At 73.4% G+C, this 18,195-nt stretch carries 16 protein-coding genes; 8 read left to right on the top strand and 8 right to left on the bottom strand.

Annotated features, from left to right (window positions below; translation table 11 throughout):
- The first annotated feature begins 224 nt into the window (after positions 1-224).
- The 8 genes from M2163_RS41080 to M2163_RS41115 all read left to right on the top strand — a co-directional run bounded on the left by M2163_RS41080 (position 225) and on the right by M2163_RS41115 (position 10,863).
- Complete coding sequence (locus tag M2163_RS41080; RefSeq protein WP_280896570.1) at positions 225-956, top strand: universal stress protein; 732 nt, start codon at positions 225-227, stop codon at positions 954-956.
- Positions 953-3,631 carry a cation-transporting P-type ATPase gene (locus M2163_RS41085; RefSeq protein ID WP_280847779.1) on the top strand — a complete coding sequence of 893 codons (2,679 nt, stop codon included), beginning with the start codon at positions 953-955 and terminating at the stop codon, positions 3,629-3,631. Before M2163_RS41080 ends, M2163_RS41085 begins: the two co-directional genes overlap by 4 nt.
- 318 nt (positions 3,632-3,949) lie before the next feature.
- Positions 3,950-4,561 (top strand): hypothetical protein, encoded by a 612-nt coding sequence (locus tag M2163_RS41090; RefSeq protein WP_280847778.1) that lies wholly within the window; start codon positions 3,950-3,952, stop codon positions 4,559-4,561.
- 147 nt (positions 4,562-4,708) lie between these two features.
- The gene (locus M2163_RS41095; RefSeq protein WP_280847777.1) at positions 4,709-5,614 is read left to right on the top strand and encodes a universal stress protein; all 906 of its coding nucleotides are present in this window, start codon (positions 4,709-4,711) and stop codon (positions 5,612-5,614) included.
- A 153-nt stretch (positions 5,615-5,767) separates the two neighbouring features.
- Entirely contained in the window at positions 5,768-8,461 is a 2,694-nt protein-coding gene (locus tag M2163_RS41100; protein ID WP_280896571.1) for a GNAT family N-acetyltransferase, read from the top strand.
- A 13-nt stretch (positions 8,462-8,474) separates the two neighbouring features.
- A complete protein-coding gene (locus M2163_RS41105) occupies positions 8,475-9,206 on the top strand; it encodes a CBS domain-containing protein (protein WP_280847776.1) in 732 nt (243 codons plus the stop codon).
- Positions 9,207-9,219: 13 nt separating this feature from the next.
- A complete protein-coding gene (locus M2163_RS41110; protein WP_280847775.1) occupies positions 9,220-9,726 on the top strand; it encodes a flavodoxin domain-containing protein in 507 nt (168 codons plus the stop codon).
- Between the two features lie 156 nt (positions 9,727-9,882).
- A complete protein-coding gene (locus M2163_RS41115) occupies positions 9,883-10,863 on the top strand; it encodes a hypothetical protein (RefSeq protein ID WP_280847773.1) in 981 nt (326 codons plus the stop codon).
- 6 nt (positions 10,864-10,869) lie between these two features.
- Here M2163_RS41115 and hypE read toward each other — a convergent pair whose 3' ends face one another.
- The 8 genes from hypE to M2163_RS41155 are packed head-to-tail and all read right to left on the bottom strand — an operon-like array spanning position 10,870 to position 18,119.
- Complete coding sequence (gene hypE / locus M2163_RS41120) at positions 10,870-11,904, bottom strand: hydrogenase expression/formation protein HypE (protein ID WP_280847772.1); 1,035 nt, start codon at positions 11,902-11,904, stop codon at positions 10,870-10,872.
- Positions 11,901-12,998 carry a hydrogenase formation protein HypD gene (gene hypD / locus M2163_RS41125; RefSeq protein ID WP_280847771.1) on the bottom strand — a complete coding sequence of 366 codons (1,098 nt, stop codon included), beginning with the start codon at positions 12,996-12,998 and terminating at the stop codon, positions 11,901-11,903. Before hypD ends, hypE begins: the two co-directional genes overlap by 4 nt.
- The gene (locus M2163_RS41130; RefSeq protein ID WP_280847770.1) at positions 12,995-13,618 is read right to left on the bottom strand and encodes a CBS domain-containing protein; all 624 of its coding nucleotides are present in this window, start codon (positions 13,616-13,618) and stop codon (positions 12,995-12,997) included. Before M2163_RS41130 ends, hypD begins: the two co-directional genes overlap by 4 nt.
- Positions 13,611-14,960 carry a nickel-dependent hydrogenase large subunit gene (locus M2163_RS41135; RefSeq protein ID WP_280847769.1) on the bottom strand — a complete coding sequence of 450 codons (1,350 nt, stop codon included), beginning with the start codon at positions 14,958-14,960 and terminating at the stop codon, positions 13,611-13,613. Before M2163_RS41135 ends, M2163_RS41130 begins: the two co-directional genes overlap by 8 nt.
- A complete protein-coding gene (locus tag M2163_RS41140; RefSeq protein WP_280847768.1) occupies positions 14,957-15,715 on the bottom strand; it encodes an oxidoreductase in 759 nt (252 codons plus the stop codon). The genes M2163_RS41135 and M2163_RS41140 overlap by 4 nt, the downstream gene beginning before the upstream one ends.
- A complete protein-coding gene (locus M2163_RS41145; protein WP_280847767.1) occupies positions 15,715-16,521 on the bottom strand; it encodes an FAD/NAD(P)-binding protein in 807 nt (268 codons plus the stop codon). Before M2163_RS41145 ends, M2163_RS41140 begins: the two co-directional genes overlap by 1 nt.
- A complete protein-coding gene (locus M2163_RS41150; protein WP_280847766.1) occupies positions 16,518-16,982 on the bottom strand; it encodes a cyclic nucleotide-binding domain-containing protein in 465 nt (154 codons plus the stop codon). Before M2163_RS41150 ends, M2163_RS41145 begins: the two co-directional genes overlap by 4 nt.
- Before the next feature lie 3 nt (positions 16,983-16,985).
- Complete coding sequence (locus tag M2163_RS41155) at positions 16,986-18,119, bottom strand: 4Fe-4S dicluster domain-containing protein (RefSeq protein WP_280847765.1); 1,134 nt, start codon at positions 18,117-18,119, stop codon at positions 16,986-16,988.
- Positions 18,120-18,195: the final 76 nt, after the last annotated feature.

Raw genomic sequence — 18,195 nt, forward strand, 5'->3', positions numbered from 1 at the left:
CTGTCTCCCACCTCCAGGTTCGTCGCTGCCCGGCCGCCGGGGGAGGGCCGGACGGTGCGCCCTTGGGTCCATCCGGCCCACTGCGGTGCCGCACGGGCGAGCGGAGGGTGGAGACGTGGACGTCGGACGGGGCCCGGCCGACGGAAGTACCCCGGCCCCGGCCGCTCGGTGCTGCCCTCGCCCCTGGGGCGGAGACGGCCGGAGAACGGAAGGGGAGGGCTGACATGAGTGGTCCGGTCCTGGTGGCAGTCGGCGGTTCGCCGTCGAGCCCGGCCGCCGTGGAAGCGGCGGCGAAGGAGGGGCTCAGGCCGACCCACGCCCGCACCTGGGTACCAGCGCACCTCGCGCCCGGAGTGCCGCCCTGCGATCGGGACGGGGCCGCGACGCCCGCGAGGCCGCCAGCCCTCCTCGGAGAACGGCGTGCTGCCCCACCAGCCGTCCCGATCGGCGAGCCGGCGGCCCTGCCGGCAGCGCAGTCGCACACGGCGTCACTCACCGTGGTGGGCGGCCGCCAGGCGCCCGGTGCCCGCGGCCGGCTGCCCGGCTCCGCCGCCGGCCAGCTGACGTCCCGCGGCCGTTGCCCCCTGCTCGTGGTCGGGGGGAGAAGCGATCCGTACGGCCCTGTGGTGCTGGGTGACGACACGTCAGGGGAGGCGGCCGAGTCCGCCTTCGCGCCGGCCGCCCGACGCGGCACCGACCTGCTCGTCCTGCGTCGCGGTACCCGCACCGCGCGGCCCCTGTCCGTACTGCGGAGGAAACACCCCGCCGTCCTGGTGCACCGCCGACGCACGGGCTCCTGGACGGGGCGCGCCCTCGTCGAGGCGAGCGCCGCCGCCCGACTCGTGGTGATCGGGGCACGGCACGGGATCACCGACACCCTGCGCCTCTCCGCGGCCCGGACGCTCGTCGACCACGCGCACCGCCCCGTCGTCGTGGTCCCGCCCAGGAAGGCGTGACCGTGAACGGCCCGGCCGTCGCAGAGACCGAGCGGAACCCCGCGGGGGCGGAGATCCGGGACCCGCACCTGCTGACCCCGGCACAGGTGGCGGCCGCCCTCGGTGCGGACCCGGACGCCGGCCTGAGCGCACGGCAGGTCGTCGAACGGGGCGCCGCCCACGGCCCGAACCGGCTCGCGGAACCCGCCCGGCGACCGGAGTGGCTGAAGTTCCTGGACCAGTTCCGCAACTGGCTCATCGGCATCCTGATCGGTGCCGCCCTGGTCGCCGGCGCGATCGGCGACATCAGGGACGCACTGGTGATCACCGTCGTCCTCCAGATCAACGCGGTCCTCGGCTACCTCCAGGAACGGCGTGCCGAGCGCAGCCTGGAGGCCCTGCGCCGGATGCTGGTGCCGACCGCGCGGGTCCGCCGCGACGGCATGGAGCAGCTGGTGGAGGCGGACACCCTGGTGCCCGGGGACGTGGTCCTGCTGGAGGCGGGAGACCGCGTGCCCGCCGACGGGCGCCTGGTCGTCGCGGAGACGGTGGAGGTCGCCGAGGCGGCCCTGACCGGCGAGTCCCAGCCGGTCGCCAAGGACACCGGGGCGACCGGCCCGGTGCCGCTGGCCGAGCGGACCGGCATGCTGTTCATGAACACGGCGCTGACCCGCGGCCGCGCCGAGATGATCGTCACGGCCACCGGTATGCGCACCGAACTGGGGTCGATAGCCGAGGCGTTGCGCACCGGCCCGGAACCGCCCAGTCCGCTCCAGCTCCAGCTGGACAGTCTCGGCAGGCGGCTCGCCCTGCTCAGCGGAGTCGCGGTCGTCGCCTACGCGCTGGTCGCCCTCGTCCGTGGCGAGGACCTCGCGGACATCGCGCTGCGCGCGGTGGCCCTGGCCGTGGCCGCCATCCCCGAAGGGCTGCCGGCCGTCCTGGCGCTGACCCTGGCGCTCGGTGTGTACCGCATGGCCCACCGCGGAGCCATCGTGAAACGGCTGGCCTCGGTGGAGTCACTGGGCTCGGCCACGGTCGTGTGCAGCGACAAGACGGGCACCCTGACCCTCAACGAGATGACCGTGCGGGCTCTTTGGGCCGGTGGACAGGTCCACGAGGTCACCGGCGAGGGCTACGGCACCAAGGGCGACGTACGAGGGTCCGAAGGGGCTCTGGTGTCCGCGATCCTGCCGTTCGCCCTGTGCAACGACGCGCACCTGACCGACGAGGGCTTCGTCGGCGACCCCACCGAGGCCGCTCTGCTCGTCCTCGCCGCCAAGGCGGGCCTGGACGCCGACGGGCTGCGGGCCGAACTGCCGCGCACCGGTGAGCTGCCCTTCGACGCGGCCACCAAGTACATGGCCACCTTCCACCGAGAGCCGGACGGTCGGACCCGTGTCTACGTCAAGGGCGCCGTGGATGTGCTGCTGGGGCTGTGCTCCCGGGCGGTGACGGAGGAAGGGGTGAGCGAGCTCGACGACCGGTGCCGCGGCGAGATCCTGGACGTGACCCGGGACCTGGGAGGCTCGGGACTGCGCGTCCTCGGCGCGGCCACCGCCGTCGTGGACCGGGCGCCGGATCCGGCGTCGTTGCCCGGCCTGACCCTCGTGTCCGTCGCCGGGATCGCCGATCCGCCGCGCCCGCAGGCACGGGACGCGATCGCCCTGTGCCGCACGGCGGGTGTGACCGTCAAGATGATCACCGGGGACCACGCGGACACCGCCGCGGCCATCGCGCGTGAACTGGACGTCGAGGGAGACGTGGTGACCGGGGCGGACCTCGACCGGATGGAACCGGAAGAGCTCTCCCGGCGCATCGACGGCATCGGGGTGTTCGCCCGCGTCGTCCCGGAGCACAAGGTCGCCATCGTGCGGGCGCTGTCCGAGCGGGGCCATGTCGTCGCCATGACCGGTGACGGCGTCAACGACGCCGCCGCGCTGCGGGCCGCGCACATCGGGGTGGCGATGGGAGTCACCGGGACCGACGTGGCCAAGGAAGCCGCCGACATGGTGCTCACCGACGACGACTTCTCCACCATCGTGCGCGCCGTGCGCGAAGGGCGCGCCATCTACGCGAACATCGTCAAGTTCGTCCGCTTCCAGCTGGCCACCAACATCGGCGCCATCCTGACCCTGCTGGGCGCTTCGGCGGCCGGACTGCCCGCGCCGCTGACGGCGGCCCAACTCCTGTGGATCAACATCATCATGGACGGGCCGCCGGCGATGGCGCTGGCGGTCGATCCGGCCGACGACGACGTGATGCGGCACCCGCCGCGCGATGCGCGCGAGCGCATCCTGGACGCCCGCCGTCTCGTCGCGATCAGCAGGGCGGGCGCGGTCATGGCCCTGGGCACCGTCGGACTGCTGGCCCTCGCCCGGCCCTGGGCCGGTACTGACACCGCACTGACGATGGCGTTCACCACCTTCGTCCTGTTCCAGCTCTTCAACTCGCTCAACGCCCGCGCCGATCACGGCGCGCTGCTCGGCCGCGGGCAACTGCGCAACCGCACCCTGTGGTGGTGCCTGGCGGGCGTCCTCGTCGTACAGATCGCCGCCGTCCATGTGCCGTGGGCGCGCACGGTGTTCGGCACCCAACCGCTCGACCTGGCCCAGTGGGCCCTGTGCCTGGCCACGGCGGCCACGGTGCTGCTGGTCGAACTCCTCGTGCGGGGGGCGAAGCGGCTCGTCCACCGATGACGGCTCCCGTGCGTCGCGGCTTCGCGGGGCGCGGCCGGACAGGCGTACGACGAGCACGGCCACGTGCGCGCCTACGGCGGGCGCGCGCAGGAGGACGTGCCCGGTACCGGCGGCCTCGCCGGCCACGCGGACGACGGGCGGGCGGTGGCTCGCCATGGGGACGCGACGGGTACGTCCCGGCCCGACAGGTCCCCGGTTAAGGGCCGTTCAGCCCTCTGGGTCCCGACCTTCGGCCTGCGGCGCGGGTGCCCCGGGGCGAGCAGAGTGGGCGGTGCAAGGAACGAGTCAACGGCACCGACCCCCGAAAGGATCACGATCATGGCTGTCCACGATCACCCGCACCGACACGCAGGTTTCCGGTTCCCGTCGCTGCGGCGGGCGGGAACGGCTGACGCGGCCGCCGGGACGGCGACGGCGACCAGCGCGTACGTGTTCGCCGGACTGCGGCTGCTGACCGGGTTCGTCTTCCTGTGGGCGTTCCTGGACAAGACGTTCGGTTTCGGCTACGCGACCCAGTCCGGCAAGGGCTGGATCGACGGCGGTTCGCCGACCAAGGGTTTCCTGAGCGGTGTGGCCGCCGGTCCGATGGAGTCCACCTTCCACGCGTGGGCCGGGGACGCCTGGGCGGACTGGCTGTTCATGCTCGGTCTGCTGGGCATCGGTCTGGCCGTGATGGCGGGAATCGGCCTTCGGCTCGCCGCCGTCGCCGGTACCGCGATGATGGCGCTGATGTGGATCGCGGAGTGGCCGCCCGCCAAGCACCTCTCGGACGGCACGCCGAGCATGTCGACGAACCCGTTCGTCGACTACCACCTCATCTACGCCGTGGTCCTGATCGCCCTGGCGGCCGTGGGCGCCGGCGCGGTCTGGGGACTCGGCAAGGCGTGGGCACGCCTGCCCTTCGTCAGCCGCAACCGCTGGCTCCAGTGATCCCCGCAACGGCACGGCGGGCCCCCGACGGGGCCCGCCGTGTCACGCCGGGGGCCGGTCGGCCGGGATCCGGGACCAGCGGCCCCTGCACCACCGGGCCTGCCCGCACCAGGCTGGAGACAGACATCCAGATCAGGAGGCGACATCATGGTCCGCACCGTTGTCGCAGGTCTCGACGGCTCCGCCGAAAGCCGGGCGGCAGCCGAATGGGCGGCTCGCGAGGCCGCCTCGCGCGGCCTGCCCCTGAAACTGCTCCACGTCTTCGAACCCGTGCCCGACGTGATGGCCCAGGCCCCGCTCCTCGGCGGTGAAACCCTGCAGTACTGGAGCGAGAAGATCCCGCGGGACGCGGCGGACGGAATCCGGCTGCGGCACCCCGGTCTCCAGGTCGCGGTGGAGCACGCCCCCGGCCGGCCCGCCGACATCCTGGCGGAGGCGGCCAAGGACGCCGAACTGGTGGCCCTCGGCTCGGGCAGGCTGAGCGGGATCAGCGGATTCCTGCTCGGTTCCGTGGGCCTGGCGGTCGTGGCGCACGCCGAACGGCCGGTCGTCCTGGTCCGTGCCGGGGAACAGGCTGCCGACGAGCACCGGACGGACCCGGCAGGCGCCCCCTCGGCGGGCACCCCGTTCCGCCCCGTCGTGCTGGGCCTCGACCCGAGCGAGCCCGACGACTCGCTGATCGAGTTCGCCTTCGAGGAAGCCGCCCGCCGCGAGACCGCCCTGCGGGCCGTGGCCGGCTGGAACCTGCCGCCCTACTACGTCTACGGCCTCTCCCTCGACCCGCTGCTGCATGACGAGCTCACCCGCCGCAAGGCCGCCGAGCTGACCGAGATCCTGCGTCCCTGGCGGCAGAAGTACCCGGCCGTCGAGGTCGCCGAGATCTCCCGCTCCGACAGCCCCGGCCGCCAGCTGGTCGACGCCTCCCGCGACGCCTCGCTGCTCGTGGTGGGCCGCCGGGTCCGGCGCCGGCCGTACGGCGCCCACATCGGGCCCGTCACCCACGCCGTCCTGCACCACTCCACCGTCCCGGTCGCCGTGCTTCCGCACCGCTGACCCCGGTCGGACGCGACCCCGAAGGCGCGGGCCACTGCCGCCCAGGGCGGCACCGGGGGCCGACCGGCCCTCAGCTCACCCCCGGTCAGCCCATGGGCCCCGGTCCCGTCCCGCTGGACGCTCGAAGTGCACAGAGACCTGAGGAGAACCGCGATGAAGGACGACACGCTCAGCGGTCCCCGGACCCACGCCCTGCTCGCGGACGGCACCACCGTGTGCATCCGCCCCGCCCTGGCGAGCGACCACGAGCAACTGCAGGGCCTGTACGAGGAGATGTCCCCGGAGAACCTGCGTCTGAGGTTCTTCGCGGCGAGCCGGCGGTCCGCACAGATGGCGGCCGACCGGGCCTGTGCCCCACCGCGTCCCGGCTACCGTGCCCTGCTGGCCGAGCGGAACGGCCAGGTGATCGGTCTCGCCGAGTACGAGACCGGCGACAGCGGCACCGAGGCCGAGATCTCCGTCGCCGTCGCCGACGGACTGCACCACCGGGGCGTGGGCACCCTCCTGCTCGAGCACCTGGTGTCCGCGGCCCGCGCGGACGGTGTCACCTCCTTCACCGCCGACGCCCTGAGCGAGAACCATGAAGTGCTGCGCCTCTTCGCCGACCTCGGTCTGCGCACGGCCCGCCGCTTCGAAGGGCCCGAAGTGCGCTGCACGATCGCCCTCGACGAGGACGACGACTACCTGACGGCAGTGGAGGAGCGCGGCCGCGCCGCCGACGTGGAGAGCCTGCGGCCCCTGCTGCGGCCGACGGCGGTCGCCGTGGTCGGCGCGGGACGCACGCCCGGGTCGGTGGGCCGCGCGATCCTGCACCAGGTGAAGTCGGGTGCCTACACCGGACGGCTGTGGGCGGTGAACCCGGCGGCCGCCTCGATCCTCGGCGTGCCGTCCTACCCGAGCGTCAGCGCGCTGCCCATGACTCCCGACCTCGTGGTGGTCGCCGTACCCGCCGCGGCCGTGCCGGCGACCGCGCAGGAGTGCGGAAAGGCGGGCGTACGGGCTCTGCTCGTCGTCACCGCCGGGCTCGACGCCGAGCAGGCGCACGCCCTTCGGACAGCCTGCCGCACCCACGGCATGCGCATGGTCGGGCCCAACTGCCTGGGCATCTCCGACACCGACGCCCTGCTGCGCCTCAACGCGACCTTCGCCGCGCACCCCCCGCGCCCCGGCACCGCCGGAGTGGCCGTCCAGTCCGGCGGGGTCGGCATCGCCCTGCTCGACGGCCTGTCCCGGCTGGGCATCGGCGTGTCCTCGTTCGTCTCGCTCGGTGACAAGTACGACGTCAGCGGCAACGACATGCTCCAGTGGTGGGAGACCGACGGCTCCACCGACCTCGCCCTGCTGCACCTGGAGTCCTTCGGCAACCCGCGTGCCTTCTCCCGTACCGCCCGCCGGGTGACCCGGCGCATTCCGGTGCTCACCGTCGACGCCGGTCGCACCGACGCGGGGCGCCGCGCCGCCGCCTCGCACACCGCGGCGGCCGCCACCCGCACCATGACCCGCCAGGCCCTGTTCACTCAGGCCGGCATCACCGCGGCCCACTCGGTCGGCGAACTCCTCGAAACGGCAGCCCTGTTGCACTCCCAGCCGCTTCCGGCGGGATCCCGGGTGGCGATCGTCACCAACGCGGGCGGCGCCGGTGTGCTCAGCGCCGACGCCTGCGCGGAGGCCGGGCTCGCCCTGCCGGCGCCCACCGCGGAACTCGTCGACGACCTGCTCGCGGTGCTGCCCGAGGGGGCCGCCATCGGCAACCCCGTGGACGCCACAGCCGCTGTCACGGAGGAACAACTCGGTGACTGCGTGGACCGGATCATGCGGCATCCGGGCGTCGACGCCGTCCTGGTGGCCCTCGTGCCCACCGCGGTCGCGGTCGCCACGGGTGACGACCTCGTCAAGGCCGTCACCGGCAGGCCGGGACATCGGCCGAAGCCGGTCGTGGTCGTCCGGCTGGAACAGGCCCTGCCCGTCGAGCTGCTGCCCCGCACCGGCGCGGGCACCGTACCCGGGTACGCCGAACCCCAGGCCGCGGCGCGGGCGTTGGCGCACGCGGCGCGCCGAGCCGCCTGGCTCGCCCGGCCCGCCGGCACGATCCCCGAACTCGACGGCATCGACACGGCCCGCGCCCACGCCTGTGTGGAGACCTACCTGAAGATCCACCCCGACGGGGGCTGGCTCGACCCGCGCGCCTGCGCCGAACTCCTGGACTGCTACGGCATCCCGCAGCTGCCGTGGGCCTGGGCCACGACCGAGGACGAGGCGGTCCTGGCCGCCGACCGGATGCGCGGCGCCGACGGCCGCGTGGTCATGAAGGGTCACTGGCCCGGCCTGCTCCACAAGACCGCACAGCATGCGGTCCACCTCGACCTGCGCGGCGACAGCCAGGTCCGCGCCGCGTTCCGGGACCTGGGGACGCGGTTCGCGGGACGGCTCACCGGTGTGGTCGTCCAGCCGCTCGCGGCCCGCGGCACCGAACTGTTCGCCGGGGTCGTCCAGGACGAGGTCTTCGGACCGCTCGTCCTGTTCGGTCTCGGCGGCACCGCGACGGAGGTCCTCGCCGACCACGCCGCCCGGCTCGCGCCGCTCACCGACCACGACGTGCACGACCTGATCACGTCCCCGCGCTGCGCCCCCCTGCTCTTCGGCGCCGGCGGTGGCGGACCCGTGGACCTGCCCGGTCTCGAACAGGTGCTGCACCGGCTCTCCCGTATGGCGAGCGACCTGGCGCAACTGGCCGAGGCCGACTTCAACCCCGTACTCGCGGCGCCGGGCGGAGTGACCGTCCTCGACGCCCGCCTCCGCCTGCTGCCGCGCCGGCAGCAGGACCCCTACCTTCGCCGGCTCCGTTGAGGAGGAGACAGCCATGAAGCACAGCAAGGTGGGCTCCGTGATGACCATGGAGGTCGTCCGCGCCACCTACGGCACCACGTTCAAGGAAGTGGCACGTCTGCTCCGCGAGAACCGCATCAGCGGACTGCCGGTGGTCGACGAGGACGACAAGGTCATCGGGGTCATCTCCGAGACGGACCTGATGACCCACCAGGCCCTGCTGCCCGACCCGTACGCGCCGGCAAGGCGGTTCCGGCTCACCGGCCTGACAGCCGCCGGGCGCAGGCAGGCGGCGAAGGCCCGCGCGCGCACCGCCGGGCAGCTCATGAGCGAACCGCCCGTCACGATCCACGCCGACAGCACGATCGTCGAGGCGGCCCGCACGATGGCCAAGAACCGTGTCGAGCGACTGCCCGTACTGGACGAGGAGGGCCGGCTGGTCGGCATCGTCACCCGGCGCGACCTGCTGAAGGTGTTCCTGCGGCCGGACGCGGAGATCCGCAGGGAAGTGGTCGAGGAGGTGCTGGTGCGGGCGCTGTGGCTGGCGCCGCGCAGTGTGGACGTGTCCGTGACCGAAGGCGTGGTCACCCTGACCGGCCAGATGGAACGCAAGAGCGAGACCGAGATCGCGGTCGCCATGACCGTCCGGGTCGACGGAGTCGTCGCGGTCGTCGACAAGCTCACCTACCGGCTGGACGACGCCCGGATCCAGCCCGACGAGCAGGCCCTGCACGGTGTGGCCGACGACTGGCTGCGCCGCACCTGAGAGGAGGCGGACCATGACCACCGACGTCCTGGTCGTCTACGGCACCACGAACGGATCCACCGCACAGATCGCCGAGACCGTGGCCGAGGTGCTGAACAAGGAGGGGCTCACGGCCTCGGTGCGCCCAGCCGCCTCCGTCGACGACCTCAGCCCCTACGACGCCGTCGTGGTCGGCGGCGCCCTGTACGCGGGGCACTGGCACAGGGACGCCCGCCGCTTCCTGCGCCGGCACCGCCGCGCCCTGGCCGACCGGCCGCTGTGGCTGTTCAGCAGCGGCCCGCTCGACGCCTCGGCGTCCGAGCGGGACATCCCACCCGTGCCCGCAGTCGGCCGGGCCATGACCCGGCTCGGCGCCCGTGGGCACGTCACCTTCGGCGGCTGCCTGGAGGAGGGCGCCAAGGGATGGGTCGCGGGCATGATCCTGCGCAACGGCAAAGGCGGCGACTTCCGCGACTTCACCGCGATCGAGCAGTGGGCGGCCCAGGTCGCCCAGGATCTGGCAGGCGTGCGGAAGGACTGACCGTCCGACGACCGCACGGTACGGACGCTCCCCGGCGCGCGGGGCCGGCGCCGGGGTGTCTGCGTGTCGCGCACGTCCGGCACAGTGCGCACTGCGCACCGCGGACCGTCGGACGAGAGGCCACGGCTCACGAAGGGCGTGATCACGATGACCGACATGGTCGAGAAGCCCGGTCGCGCGGCACTGCGTCTCGCGCGCGCCGCATCCTTCGCTCCCTCGCCGCACAACAGCCAGCCCTGGTTCTTCGTCGAGGAGGGGCATGACCGGGGCTTCGAAGTGCATGCGGACCCCGGGCGGCGGATGACCCTGAGCGACCCGGACGGCCGGGAAATGGTCATCGCGTGCGGGGCGGCCCTCTTCAACGCCAGGATGGCCGTGCGGCACCTGGGCTTCCAGCCGGTCGTGGACGTCCTGCCCGCGCTCGCGGACCAGGACTTCCTGGCGCGGGTCGGCTTCGGGTCCCATGCCCCGGCCACGGAGCAGGAGGAGTCGCTGGCGCGGGCCGTGCCCCTGCGCCACACCCACCGGGGGCCTTTCGGGCCCGAGCCGGTGACGGAGGAAGTGCTCTCGGACCTCCGCGACCAGGCCCGGGCCGAGGGCGCGGTCCTTCAGGTCCTCGACGTCCCGGAGAAGGCGGGGCTGCTGGCCCGGCTGGTGAACACCGCGGAGCGGGCGGACCGAGCGGACTTCTGGCGTGCCGTCGAGCTGGCGGGCCGGGTGGGCCCGACCGGGGTGCCGGTCGCGGGCTGCCGTGCCCACCCCGACCTGACCCTGCTGGCGGGCCGCGACTACCTCGGCCTGTCCCGCCGGTACACCGTTCCCGCACGCCGCCGCGGCTGCGGAACGGGAGTCGTCGCCGTCCTGTGCACGCCCTACGACCACCGCGCGGACTGGCTCCTCGCGGGACAGGCGCTCCAGCGCGTCCTGCTGTGCGCGGCCGGGCACGGAGTCATGGCCGGCTTCCACACCCAGCCCCTCGAACGGCCCGACCTGCGCCAGGAGGTGCGCCGGTGCATCACGGCGGGCCGCCATCCGCAGCTGGTGCTGCGCCTGGGCCGTCCCCCGCACACCTGCCCGACACTGCGTCGCCCCGTCCGCGACGTGCTCACACGCGGCCCGGTCCCGCTCGGGCTATGACAGGAGTCAGCAGATACGGGGGAGTTGCTCGCCCAACGGCATGTCCACGATGCGCCGGGCACCGACCAGCGTGCGCAGGGTCACCCGCCCGGACGGACCCTCGGGCAGCACGTCACCGATCCGCACGGCCCCGGCCCCCTCCGGCAGCGACCGCAGCGCGGCGAGCGCGTCCCCGGCGGCGCCCGCGTCGACGAAGGCGACCAGACAGCCCTCGTTGGCGACGACCAGGGGATCCAGGCCGAGCAGGTCGCAGGCGGCGGCGACCGGCCCGGGTACGGGCACCGCGCTCTCCTCGATCTCGACGGCCACGGACGAGTCGCGGGCGATCTCGTTGAGTGCGGCGGCGAGTCCGCCCCGGGTGGGGTCGCGCAGCACGTGCACCGCGGCACCCAGCGGCACCAGTGTGCGTACCAGCCGGTGCAACGGGCGGCTGTCGGAGGCGATGTCGCCCTCGAAGCCCAGCCCTTCGCGGGTGCTGAGCACGGTCGTGCCGTGCAGCCCGATCGGGCCGGACAGCAGGATCGCGTCACCGGGCCGGGCCAGCGCGGCGGACGGGTGCAGCGCGCCGTGCCGCTGCCCGACGCCGGTGGTGTTGACGAACAGCCTGTCGGCCGCGCCCCGGCCCACGACCTTGGTGTCCCCGGTGACCACCGGCACGCCGGCCTCCTGAGCGGCCTTGCCCAGGGAGTCCATGACGGAACGGAGCTCCGCCAGCGGCAGCCCCTCCTCGATGATGAGGGACACCGACAGGGCGATGGGCCACGCCCCGCGCATGGCAAGGTCGTTGACCGTGCCGTGCACGGCCAGGGAGCCGATGTCGCCGCCGGGGAAGAAGAGCGGACTGACGACGAAGCTGTCGGTGCTGATCACCAGCTCCCGGTGGCCGGGCAACAGCGCCGCGTCCTCCAGAGGGCCCGGAGCATCCCCCAGGGACGGCAGGACGATCTCGCCGAGCAGCTCCGACGTCAGCCGGCCGCCGGCTCCGTGGCCCAGCATCACGACCTCGTCCTCGTGGCGGGGGGTGGGGCATTCGACGGTCATGGCGCACTCCTGGTACGTCCGGCCGCGAAGAACGCGGCACAGGTGCCCTCGGACGACACCATCGGCGCGCCGAGCGGATGACGGGGCGTGCAGCGGGTGCCGTACGCGGAACAGTCGGTGGGCAGTCTCGCCCCGGTGAGGATGGTCCCGGCGATGCACTCGGCGTCCTCGACGGGGCTCAGTCCGCCCACGTCGAAGCGCCCGGCGGCGTCGAACCGGGCATAGGTGTCGGTGAGTTCGAGGCCGCTGGCGGGAAGCGCCCCGATACCGCGCCAGGAGCGGTCGGTGACCCGGAAGACCTCGCGGACCGCGTCCTGGGCGGCGGTGTTGCCGGACCGCCGTACGGCCCGCACGTACTGGTTCTCCACCTCGTGCCGACCCGCTTCCAGCTGCCGAACGGCCATCAGGATGCCCTCCAGCAGGTCCAGCGGCTCGAAGCCGGTGACCACGACGGGCACCCGGTAGCGGTCGGCGATCGGTTCGTACTCGCGCCAGCCCATCACCGCGCACACGTGCCCTGCCGCCAGGAAGGCCTGGACCTCGCAGTCCGGGTCGTCGAGGAGCGCGGTCATCGCGGGCGGGACCAGGACATGGCTGACGAGCATCGAGAAGTTGGTGAGGCCCAGGCGCGCCGCGTGCAGCACGGCCATGGCGTTGGCGGGGGCCGTCGTCTCGAACCCCACTGCGAGGAAGACCACCTCGCGGTCGGGATGTCCGGCGGCCAGGCGTACGGCGTCCATCGGGGCGTACACCACACGCACGTCCGCACCCCGGGCCCGCAGGGACAGCAGGTCGGTCTCGGTGCCGGGGACCCGCAGCATGTCGCCGAAGCTGGTGAAGATCACGCCGGGGCGGGCGGCGACGGCCATGGCCCGGTCCAGGGTCTCCAGCGGGGTGACGCAGACCGGGCAGCCGGGGCCGTGGATCATGCGCATGCCGGCGGGCAGCAGTTCGTCGATGCCCTGGCGGACCAGGGTGTGGGTCTGCCCGCCGCACACCTCCATGATCCGCCACGGACGCGTGGCGGTCTCCCGCAGCTCCTCCAGCAGGCGCCGGGCGAGCACGGGGTCCCGGTACTCGTCGAGGTACCTCATCGGTGCGTCAGGTCCAGCCGGATGTCGACGACCCCCTCGACCGCCCGGATCGCGCGGGCCACCACGGGCACCAGGGTCCTGTCGGGCAGCGTGCCGCTCAGCGTGACGACTCCTTCGGCCACGGCCACGGTCAGGGAGTCGGTGGTGACCGGGAGCCGGGACAGCACGTCGTGCCGGATCTCCTCGGCGATCTCCTCGTCCCCGCGCAGGAACACCTTCAGCAGGTCGCCGCGGCTGACCACGCCCTGGAGCAGTCCCACGCCGTCCACGACGGGCAGCCGCTTGACGTGCCGCCGGGCCATGATCCGGGCGGCCTCGGCGAGCGAGGCGTCCGCGTGCACGGTCACGGCCGGGGTGCTCATCAGCTCGTCCGCGATCAGCCCGCCGGCCTTGGCCCGCTCCGCCAGATCGCCCTCCTCGGTGTCACGGAACTCCTCCTTGGGCAGCAGGTCGGCCTCCGAGACCACCCCGATCACGCGCCCCTCGCCCTCCAGGACGGGAAGGGCGCTGACCTTCCACTGGTCGATGAGCTCGACGATCTCCTTGAACGGGGCGTCGCGCCCGACGGCGATGACGGTGTGGGTCATCACATCGCTCACGGTGTACGGCGATTCAGGCATGAGAGCCTCCCGGGGTGCGGACGACCGTCAGGTCGAGGAAGTGCGTGGAGCAGGAGATGCACGGGTCGTGGTTGCGGATGGCCCGCTCGCACAGGGCCGTCAACTCCTCGTCTCCCGGGTCGTGATCGGTGAGGGCCCGCTGGGTCAGCCGGAGCAGGTCGTGCTCGATCGCCCCCTGGTTCTGGGCGGTGGGCGGCACCAGCAGCGCGTCGGTCACCGTGCCGTCCGGGGCCAGCTCGTAGCGGTGGTAGAGGATCCCGCGGGGTGCCTCGGTGGCACCGTGGCCGATGCCCGCGAGCGGCGGCACCTCGACGAAGGAGCGCTCGGGAGGCTCGTACGCCTCGACGATCCGCAGCGCCTCGCCGACGGCGTACACGATCTCGACCGCCCGTACCAGGATGGACCGGTACGGATTGCGGCACACGGCCCCTTCGCGTGGATCGCCCAGACCGGCCTCGATCGCCGCCTGGACCGCCACCGGTGACAGCCGGCGGCCGCCGACGGCGAACCGGGCGAGGGAACCGGTCAGATGCAGATGTCCGTCGAGCCGGGAGTGCAGCGCGGTGGAGTGCGGGACATGGCTCTCGCGGACCCGCTCGGTGAAGTCCCGCACCGGGAAGGAACCGCAGGTGCCGTCCGCGCGCAGCAGCGTCGGGGTGCCGCTCTCGATGGCGTAGGTGTCCGGGGAGGCGAGCGCGAGCAGGACGGCGTCGGTGTGCGCGTCCGGGAACTCGAAACCGGCCACCCAGCGCACGGTCGCCCAGGCGTCGTCGAGCGCCCGCTTCAACTCCTCCGACAGCGAACGGAGTTCGCCGCGGGCAGGTGCCCGGTGGAAGCCGCCGAGGCGCACGTTGACGGGGTGGATGGCTCGCCCGCCGAGCACCTCCATCAGCGAGTTGCCGGCCTTCTTCAGCCGCAGCCCCCGCTCGACCTCGGCCCGGTGCGTCCGCGCCAGCTCGATCGCGCTCGCCCGCCCCAGGAAGTCCGGGGCGTGCAGCAGATAGATGTGCAGGGCCTGGCTCTCGATCCACTCCCCGCAGTACAGGAGCCGGCGCAGATCGCGGATCACCGGATCGACGCTCACCCCGCAGGCGTCCTCGATCGCCGCGCAGGCGCTCATCTGGTACGCCACCGGGCAGATCCCGCACACCCGGGCGGTGATGTCCGGAGGCTCCGTGTAGGAGCGGCCGCGCAGGAACGCCTCGAAGAAGCGCGGCGGTTCGTAGATCTCCAGGTGGGCCTCGGTGACAGTGCGGCCCTCGACACGCAGGCGCAGCGCGCCCTCGCCCTCGACCCGGGAGAGCGAGCTGACATGCAGGACACGGGATCCACGGTGCGTCACGACGACCTCAACTCCTCATCGAAAGCTGCCGCGTTGAAGGTGTGCAGGAAGCGTTCCACGGCGTCCTCGTCGAGACCGTCGCGGCGCAGCAGCGGGATCAGGGCGGGCAGGTTGACCGACCCGGACGGCCCGAAGCAGCCGAAGCAGCCGCGCCGGTAGGCCGGGCACAGGGCGCCGCAGCCGGCCTGCGTGACCGGGCCGAGGCAGGGTGTGCCGTGCGCGACGGTGACGCACACCGTGCCGCGCTGCTTGCACTCGAAGCACACGCTGTGGTTCGGCACGTCCGGTTTGCGTCCGGCGAGGAACGCGGTGATCACTTCGAGCAGCTGACGCCGGTCGATCGGGCAGCCGCGCAGTTCGAAGTCCACGTCCACATGGGCGGAGACGGGGGTGGAGGTGGCGAGCGTGGAGATGTACTCGGGGTGGGCGTAGACCACGCGCCGGAACTCGTCCACGTCCGCGAAGTTCCGCAGAGCCTGGATGCCGCCCGCCGTCGCGCACGCGCCGATCGTCACCAGGTGGCGTGAGGCCGCGCGGATCGCCCGGATCCGTTCGGCGTCCTCGGGCGTGGTGATCGAGCCCTCGACGAGCGTGAGGTCGTAGGGGCCGGGCTCCACCGCGCTGGAGGCCTCCAGGAAGTGGGCGATGCGCACCCCGCCCGCCAGTGCCAGGAGTTCGTCCTCGCAGTCCAGCAGGGTGAGCTGGCAGCCGTCGCAGGAGGCCAGTTTGAACACGGCGAGGGTCGGGGCGCTCATCACAACTCCCGTACGGAGAGGAGGGGTTCGGCCTGGTCCCAGCCGACGACCGGCCCGTCCCGGCACACCAGCAGCGGACCGAGCTGGCAGTGCCCGCAGTGTCCGGTCGCGCAGCGCATGTTCCGTTCCAGCGAGACCCGGATGCGGTGCGGGGGCATGCCGCGCCGGGCCAGTTCGCGGGCGGTGGCGCGGATCATGGGCTCGGGGCCGCAGACGAACGCACATGTGTTCGCCGGTTCGAAGGGGGCCCGGTCCAGGAGCTGGGTGACCACCCCCACGTCGCCGCGCCAGGCCGCGTCGGGCCAGTCGACGGTCACCCCGGTGCACGCGGTGTGCCAGAGCTCCGGCTCCTCGCGGGCGATCAGGTCGGCCGGGGTCCGGGCGCCGATCAGCACACTGATCCGCCCGTACGCCTCCGGGTCGGCCAGCGCGCTCAGGACCAGCGGCCGCAGCGGGGCGAGGCCGATGCCACCCGCGACGACCAGCACGTCCCGGCCGCGGGCCTGTTCGAGCTCCCAGCCGGTGCCGTACGGTCCGCGCAGCCCCAGCACGTCCCCGGTGCGGGCCTCGCACAGCCCCGCGGAGACCGCGCCCACGGCGCGGACCGTGTGGGCGAGCCCGCCCGTGGACTGCACGGAACTCACGGACAGCGGAATCTCCCCGCGCCCGAAGCAGTGCACCATCGCGAACTGCCCCGGCACGAAGTCGTCCAGCGCCTCGGCCAGCGGTTCGACCCACAGGGTGACCGACTCCGGGGTCTCCCGTCGGCGGTCGACCACGAGATACGGGACGGGCAGGGCGGTCATCGTCCCTCACCGCCCGCCGGCGCGCCGTACAGGTCGACCAGCCGGACCCGGGCCGCGCCCAGCCGCTGGGACAGCACCCGGCCGAGCCACACGGCCACGGCCCGTCCGAACTCGGCGTCGTCCTCGCACAGCAGCCGCACGGCCACGGCGTCGAACTCGTAGGCCGTCACCCGTGTGACCGTGTACGCGCCCAGCTGCCACGCGTACGGCGCGAACAGCCACGACCAGCCCACGAGGTCGCCGGTGCCGACGGTCTCGATGACGGGGGTGCGGTGGCCGGGCACGTGCAGGTCGAGGGCGACCGTGCCGTCACGGACGATCCAGAAGCGGTCGGCGCGCCCGCCCTCGTCGAACAGCCGGGTTCCCGGGGGGAGGTCCACCTCCCGGGCCATGCGCAGGAGTTGCTCCCGATGCGCGGGGGACAGGGCGTGGGTCAGGCGCAGGGCGATCGAGGGAGCCATGGTTCACGCCTCCGTCTCGGACTCGGCGTGCAGGGCGGTGACTTCCTCCGTGATGTCGATGCCGGCCGGGCACCAGGCGATGCAGCGCCCGCAGCCGACGCATCCGGAGCTGCCGAACTGGTCGTGCCAGGTGGAGAGTTTGTGGGTGAGCCACTGCCGGTAGCGGGCCCGCCCCGAGGGGCGCACCGGGCCTTCGTGCAGGAACGAGAAGTCCAGGTCGAAGCAGGAGTCCCAGCGCTGCCAGCGCTCGGTGTGGTCGCCGGTGAGGTCGGTGACCTCCTCGGTCGTGGTGCAGAAGCAGGTGGGGCACACCATGGTGCAGTTGCCGCAGGTCAGACAGCGCGCGGCGACATCGTCCCAGCGTTCGGCCTCCAGGCTCGCGCCCAGCAGCGTCCGCAGGTCGACCGGCGGCAGCGCCCGGCCCATACGGTCACGTGCGGAGTCGACCGAGGCGCGGGCGACGGCCTCGGTGACCATGTCGGTGTCGCGATGGGGCACCTGCTCCAGCAGCCGTGCGCCTTCCTCGCTGCCGACCCGCACGAGGAACCGGTGGCCGTCGTCGTCGACGACCTCGGTCAGGGCGAGGTCGTATCCGGGGTCGGCCGCGGGGCCGCCGCCCGTGGAGACGCAGAAGCAGGTCGCGCCGGGCTCGGTGCACTCGGCGGCGATGAGCAGCGCGCCCCGCCTGCGGGCTCCGTAGCCGTCGTCCGCGTACCGGCCGCCCGTCAGGACGCGGTCCTGGATCGCGATGGCCCGCAGGTCGCAGGGCCGGACACCGAGGAACGCGTACGCCCGCGCCGCGGGCTCGTGCCGCTCGAAGGACACGTCGCCCTCCGGCCCGCGGTCGGCGCTCCACAGCCGCTCCCGCGCCGGATGCAGATACGACTTCCAGGACTGCGGCCCCGCGCTGTGCGCGAAGACGGCCCCGTCGTCGCGGGGGACCAGCCGGTACCGCCCGGCCTCCAGCTCGACGCCCCACCCGTAGGGCAGTTCGTCCGCGGATGCCAGCTCGGCGAGCACGACGGCCCCGTCCCGAACGGTCGGCCCGACGACGGTGCGCCCCTCGTCGACGAGTGCGTCGACCAGAGAACCGAGCCCGTCCCGGTCCAGTACGGCGGTGTCGACGGCGGCGGTCATGACGGTCCTCCTCGCCTCGGACGGCTCCACTACCAGCGTGTGGCACGGACCGGTGGGCGGGGCATGGGCCGACCGT

The organism is Streptomyces sp. SAI-135 (genome assembly GCF_029893805.1).
In the GTDB taxonomy this organism is placed as follows: domain Bacteria; phylum Actinomycetota; class Actinomycetes; order Streptomycetales; family Streptomycetaceae; genus Streptomyces.

Bases quoted from the DNA above. Each gene is read 5' to 3' on its own strand.
- M2163_RS41080 (WP_280896570.1), top strand. From the start codon at position 225: ATGAGTGGTCCGGTCCTGGTGGCAGTCGGCGGTTCGCCGTCGAGCCCG.
- M2163_RS41090 (WP_280847778.1), top strand. From the start codon at position 3,950: ATGGCTGTCCACGATCACCCGCACCGACACGCAGGTTTCCGGTTCCCG.
- M2163_RS41095 (WP_280847777.1), top strand. From the start codon at position 4,709: ATGGTCCGCACCGTTGTCGCAGGTCTCGACGGCTCCGCCGAAAGCCGG.
- M2163_RS41100 (WP_280896571.1), top strand. From the start codon at position 5,768: ATGAAGGACGACACGCTCAGCGGTCCCCGGACCCACGCCCTGCTCGCG.
- M2163_RS41105 (WP_280847776.1), top strand. From the start codon at position 8,475: ATGAAGCACAGCAAGGTGGGCTCCGTGATGACCATGGAGGTCGTCCGC.
- M2163_RS41110 (WP_280847775.1), top strand. From the start codon at position 9,220: ATGACCACCGACGTCCTGGTCGTCTACGGCACCACGAACGGATCCACC.
- M2163_RS41115 (WP_280847773.1), top strand. From the start codon at position 9,883: ATGGTCGAGAAGCCCGGTCGCGCGGCACTGCGTCTCGCGCGCGCCGCA.
- hypE (WP_280847772.1), bottom strand. From the start codon at position 11,904: ATGACCGTCGAATGCCCCACCCCCCGCCACGAGGACGAGGTCGTGATG.
- hypD (WP_280847771.1), bottom strand. From the start codon at position 12,998: ATGAGGTACCTCGACGAGTACCGGGACCCCGTGCTCGCCCGGCGCCTG.
- M2163_RS41130 (WP_280847770.1), bottom strand. From the start codon at position 13,618: ATGCCTGAATCGCCGTACACCGTGAGCGATGTGATGACCCACACCGTC.
- M2163_RS41140 (WP_280847768.1), bottom strand. From the start codon at position 15,715: ATGAGCGCCCCGACCCTCGCCGTGTTCAAACTGGCCTCCTGCGACGGC.
- M2163_RS41145 (WP_280847767.1), bottom strand. From the start codon at position 16,521: ATGACCGCCCTGCCCGTCCCGTATCTCGTGGTCGACCGCCGACGGGAG.
- M2163_RS41150 (WP_280847766.1), bottom strand. From the start codon at position 16,982: ATGGCTCCCTCGATCGCCCTGCGCCTGACCCACGCCCTGTCCCCCGCG.
- M2163_RS41155 (WP_280847765.1), bottom strand. From the start codon at position 18,119: ATGACCGCCGCCGTCGACACCGCCGTACTGGACCGGGACGGGCTCGGT.